This is a genomic window from Oleiphilus sp. HI0117 (assembly GCF_001635235.1).
On record NZ_LWGA01001188.1, the window covers coordinates 1 to 4,376 of the forward strand.

The window sequence follows — 4,376 nt, forward strand, 5'->3', positions numbered from 1 at the left end:
GTTAGGAGCAAATAGAAAGACGATTCCTCTTATAGGATTTTTTGAGGGACTTCTCTTGGCATGGTCGGCTCCATGAAGAATAAAATTATCTATCTGCTCTTAATGGTTATTGGTTACATTGCACACGTAATCATAGTTACCGGTTTCCTAGGAGGTGAGAACGTAATTGGCAATTATGCGTTCTCATTTTTAACATTAGCAATATCCGCAAGAGCCCAAGGGTACCTGTGCGGTATTTGTTATATGTACAACAAGAGCAGCCGAAGGACAGCGCCATTCTTAGTAGTAGAAAGAATATTGCTTCCGTGTTTTCCAATATACTTATTTGGTATTCCATTCTTGGGTTGGAATGTTGTATCTACGGTTGTTTTAGCGACCTGCGCTGCATCAATTTTTCTTTTTCAGTTCGTGATACGGGATTTAGAGGAGTATTTTTGGTCTATCAGAGGGGGAGTGTTGGCAAAATTGCCTGACAGCGGTGAGGCATCAGTCTTGGATACGAATAAAATATTGATTCAGTTCTATTTCCTGGTACTGGTTCTTCCACTGTTAGGAGTTGTTGTTGGAAGTTTCTATCAGTAGTTCGAGTTAACTTCAGCTAACGCATCACAGCTGAAATTTTGCTGAATTATCAGATTTCTCTATTGTCTTAGTAAAAAGTAGATATTGAAGAGACGTGGAGGTGAAAATGACTTGCTCATCATCACTTTTAGCAATTCGACCGTGGAATAAAGGTGTCCTTGTAGGGCAAAAGCTCCCTCTTAAGCTTGAACAGGTTTGGGCTATTCGGATTAGGCTGGAGGTGGAGAATAATGTGAGAGATCTCGCGCTTTTTAACCTCGCAATAGATAGTAAACTACGAGGGTGTGATTTAGTTAAGCTCCGCGTATATGATGTGTACAATGGAAAAAGCTGCAAGTCTAGAACTCAAATCATACAGAAAAAGACCAAAATACCTGTCAAATTCGAAATAACATCGAAGACGAGGGAAGCTATTTTGGTATTGATTGAAAAGCTGCGTTTAGAGCATGCTACTTACCTCTTCCCAAGCCGGTTTTCTCATAGAAGTCATATATCAACTAGACAATACTACAATTTAGTAAAGAGGTGGGTTGCTGCTATTGGGTTGGATACAAGATTTTACGGAACGCACTCCTTAAGAAGAACCAAAGTAGCCCAGATAAAGACTTAAGGTCCATTCAACTGCTGTTAGGGCACAGGAGTCTTGGAAGTACGGTACGATATTTAGGGGTGGAGCTTGATGATGCCTTAGCATTATCAGAGAGGATTGAAATTTGATGCTGGTTTGTTATCTCTGAAGGTCTGCTTCGTGGTGTCAGTTCAAAACATTGTAGGAGTTATTTTATAAAGGGGGTTTGTTGCGCAGGGAGTAACAGTATCGCTTTGTGCTTCCACTAAATACAAATTTTGGCCGGAAAATCCGCTCCTTTATATGACTGTTGAACGGCGACTTTGTGGAATTTAGAATCACGAGAAATCTTCTTTACATCTCAGGCGGACAAACTTAGGTACCAATTAGCGGTCAATCATTGGTATCAGTAATAAATGTATTGAGAGTGGTGAATCAGGCACAAAAAAAGGCGATCCGAAGATCGCCTTTTGAGTTGTCGCTAATAGAACCTACTTCTCTGCGCCCTGACCGAAGTCAGTTGCACCAACAAGTACTGACATATTGCCATGAGGGTGCTGGTTCTCATACATTAGCTGATGAGAGTCAGGAAGCTCTTCATAGGTAAATGTTTTAGATAGGCAAGGGTCTACTTTACCTTCAATTACCAAGTTATTTACGCCGATTGCTTGATCGTCATTTGCGAAGTGTGAGCCCTGCAGACGCTTTTGACGCATCCAGTGATAACGCAGGTCTAAGGTCGCGTTGAAGCCGGTAGTACCCGCACAGACCACAACCATACCGCCTGTTTCAGCAACGAAGATAGACGTAGGAATGGTAGTTTCACCTGGGTGTTCGAAGACAACATCAACACCACGGCGCTCGCCAAGGATATCCCAGATAGCTTTACCGAAGGCGCGAGCCCCTTTGCTCCACTTCGCGTAAGCGGACTCATCTTTCCAGTGTGGCATCGTGCCCCAGTGGTCGAAGTCTTTACGGTTTAGGCAGCCAACAGCACCTAATTGCATACAGTAATCAAACTTACTCTCGTCAGAAACAACAGCGATTGGCTTAGCGCCCATTGCAGCAGCTATCTGAATAGCCATACAGCCTAGGCCGCCAGCACCACCCCAGATCAATACAACATCATCTTTCTTAACGTTGTTTGGTGCCCATGCCATAAGCATGCGGTAAGCAGTTGCGCCTACTAGCATGTAAGTTGCCGCTTCTTCCCAGTTTAAGTGCTTAGGCTTTGGCAAACATTGGTGGTCTTGTACTTTTGTGAACTGCGCAAAGCTACCAAAGTTAGTTTCGTAACCCCAGATACGGAAGCTTGGGTCGTACATTGGGTCAGTACCTTTCTGCTCTGCTTTACAACCTTTCTGCCAGCTACCGCAATGTAGTACAACTTCGTCACCGACTTTTACGTTAGTAACATCTTTACCGATTTTATAAACGATACCTGATGCATCGGAACCACCGATATGGAACTCTTCTGGTTCACCCTGCTTGTTACGAGCGCCGATTACATCGACAGGTACACCTAGGCCAGCCCATACATTGTTGTAGTTAACGCCAGCAGCCATCACGTAGACAAGAACTTCATCGTCTTTGATCTCTGGTGTATCAATGACTTCCTTTTGGAACGCTTTCATTGGTTTGCCAAAGCGTTCTGGGCGAATTAGCCATGCATTCATTTTCGCAGGAACTTCACCTAATGGTGGTGCATCACCGATGTCATATAGTTCTTTAGTCATTTAGTTTTCCTCATGATTTAAATGTCGCTAAATTATTGTTAGTTTTTAAATTCTTTTGATTATGTTGTTATTATTGTTGAAAATTTGATTCAAATTATTGATATATATCAAAAAACTACTCATGAATCTGTTTAATAAATTGGGCAATAATTGCCTTAAATCTTAATTCTTTTTCTTCAAGACTGCCTTTGTGCAAGCCTTTATCTTGAGCGAAGTGTTCGTATACCCCTTCGCCAAACTCACCGTAGGCTTGCTTAATCCATTTATGTAAAAAGTAGTTTTCTTGTTCTTCTAAGGTTTGCTGACTAATAGTTTGGTCTCTATGTGCAAGTACGTGCTCAGCCAGCTCAGTAATACCGTTGCGCTTTATTGCGCTGGTTAGAAAGATATCCTTAATCGTAGCCTGCTTTTTATCGCCAGCATTTTCTACATAAATACTGGCTAATTTTAGACTCGATTTTAGTAAGTGCAGGCTTTTTTTCGCTAAATTGTCTTCATCACATTTATTGATTATAAATGTGTCAGGTACTTCCATGATCCCGGCTTTCATAAACTGAACTTGATCGCCTGCCAGAGGCTGCATTACCAAGCAGGTATGATCACTCAATTTCTGTACCTCGATTTCACTTTGGCCGATTCCGACCGTTTCTATGATGACGAGGTCAAATAGTTTTCGTAGTAAGCGCGTCACATGAAAAGTCTGCTTACTCATGCCTCCCAAGTCTTGTTGTGAGGCTTGAGAGCGGAAGAACAGACGCTTGTCTTTTACTGGAAAAATTGTACGCGTTCGATCGCCGAGTAGGGCTCCTCCTGACTCATGGCTTGAAGGGTCTATCGCCAATACCGCAATAGACATGTTTGAGCGCTCTTTTAGTAGCGTTAAACATAACTCACCTATTAAGCTCGATTTGCCTGCACCGGGCGTTCCCGTTATACCCAAAACCATACCTTGTTTATTGATGCCAGATTGTTGCTTATCAAGATAAGTAACAATCTGGTGTCGGGTAACAAAGTTTTGTGTGGTATTACGCTCAAAGACCGAAATTAGTTGGGCAATGGGCCATTTCTCTAGATTGGCTGCCTGCTCTATCTGTTGCGCAACTTTTTCTGGTAGTTCTGACTCCATTTTTGCAGTCAGATCATCGAGCGAAAGGCCGGCCTTAGTTTGCTTTTTGTGCATTAATGACGTCCATGATCTCGTTCATCACAGCCATTAGGTCGAAATCCTTAGGCGTGAAAATGCGCTTAACACCCTTGTTTTGAAGAGAATCAAAGTCAGGCGTTGGAATAATTCCACCAAGTATGACGGGAATTTCATCCTTAGCATTGTTGCTTTCCAGTTCATCGAATAGCTGATCGATAATTTCATTATGTGAGCCTGATAGCAAAGAAATTCCGATTACATCGACATTCTCTTCTAATGCTGATTGAACGATATCAGCAGCGCTTAGTCGAATACCGAAATAGATGACATCGAAGCCAGCATGGCG

At 42.4% G+C, this 4,376-nt stretch carries 5 protein-coding genes; 2 read left to right on the forward strand and 3 right to left on the reverse strand.

The window, feature by feature from the left end:
- Positions 1-72 precede the first annotated feature (72 nt).
- Complete coding sequence (locus A3757_RS20925; RefSeq protein ID WP_068553931.1) at positions 73-582, forward strand: hypothetical protein; 510 nt, start codon at positions 73-75, stop codon at positions 580-582.
- A 106-nt stretch (positions 583-688) separates the two neighbouring features.
- On the forward strand, positions 689-1,192 hold the full coding sequence (locus A3757_RS20930; RefSeq protein ID WP_231875451.1) for a tyrosine-type recombinase/integrase: 504 nt from the start codon (positions 689-691) through the stop codon (positions 1,190-1,192).
- A 449-nt stretch (positions 1,193-1,641) separates the two neighbouring features.
- On the opposite strand, the gene ccrA is transcribed toward A3757_RS20930, so the two are convergent.
- The 3 genes from ccrA to A3757_RS20945 form a co-directional block, all read right to left on the reverse strand.
- Positions 1,642-2,886 (reverse strand): crotonyl-CoA carboxylase/reductase, encoded by a 1,245-nt coding sequence (gene ccrA / locus A3757_RS20935; RefSeq protein WP_068740234.1) that lies wholly within the window; start codon positions 2,884-2,886, stop codon positions 1,642-1,644.
- A gap of 115 nt (positions 2,887-3,001) precedes the next feature.
- The gene (locus tag A3757_RS20940; protein WP_156506466.1) at positions 3,002-4,066 is read right to left on the reverse strand and encodes a GTP-binding protein; all 1,065 of its coding nucleotides are present in this window, start codon (positions 4,064-4,066) and stop codon (positions 3,002-3,004) included.
- A partial coding sequence (locus A3757_RS20945; protein WP_197470183.1) for a cobalamin-dependent protein occupies positions 4,047-4,376 on the reverse strand: 330 nt, incomplete at its 5' end. The genes A3757_RS20940 and A3757_RS20945, both read right to left, overlap by 20 nt.

Bases quoted from the DNA above. Each gene is read 5' to 3' on its own strand.
- ccrA (WP_068740234.1), bottom strand. From the start codon at position 2,886: ATGACTAAAGAACTATATGACATCGGTGATGCACCACCATTAGGTGAA.
- A3757_RS20930 (WP_231875451.1), top strand. From the start codon at position 689: ATGACTTGCTCATCATCACTTTTAGCAATTCGACCGTGGAATAAAGGT.
- A3757_RS20925 (WP_068553931.1), top strand. From the start codon at position 73: ATGAAGAATAAAATTATCTATCTGCTCTTAATGGTTATTGGTTACATT.
- A3757_RS20940 (WP_156506466.1), bottom strand. From the start codon at position 4,066: ATGCACAAAAAGCAAACTAAGGCCGGCCTTTCGCTCGATGATCTGACT.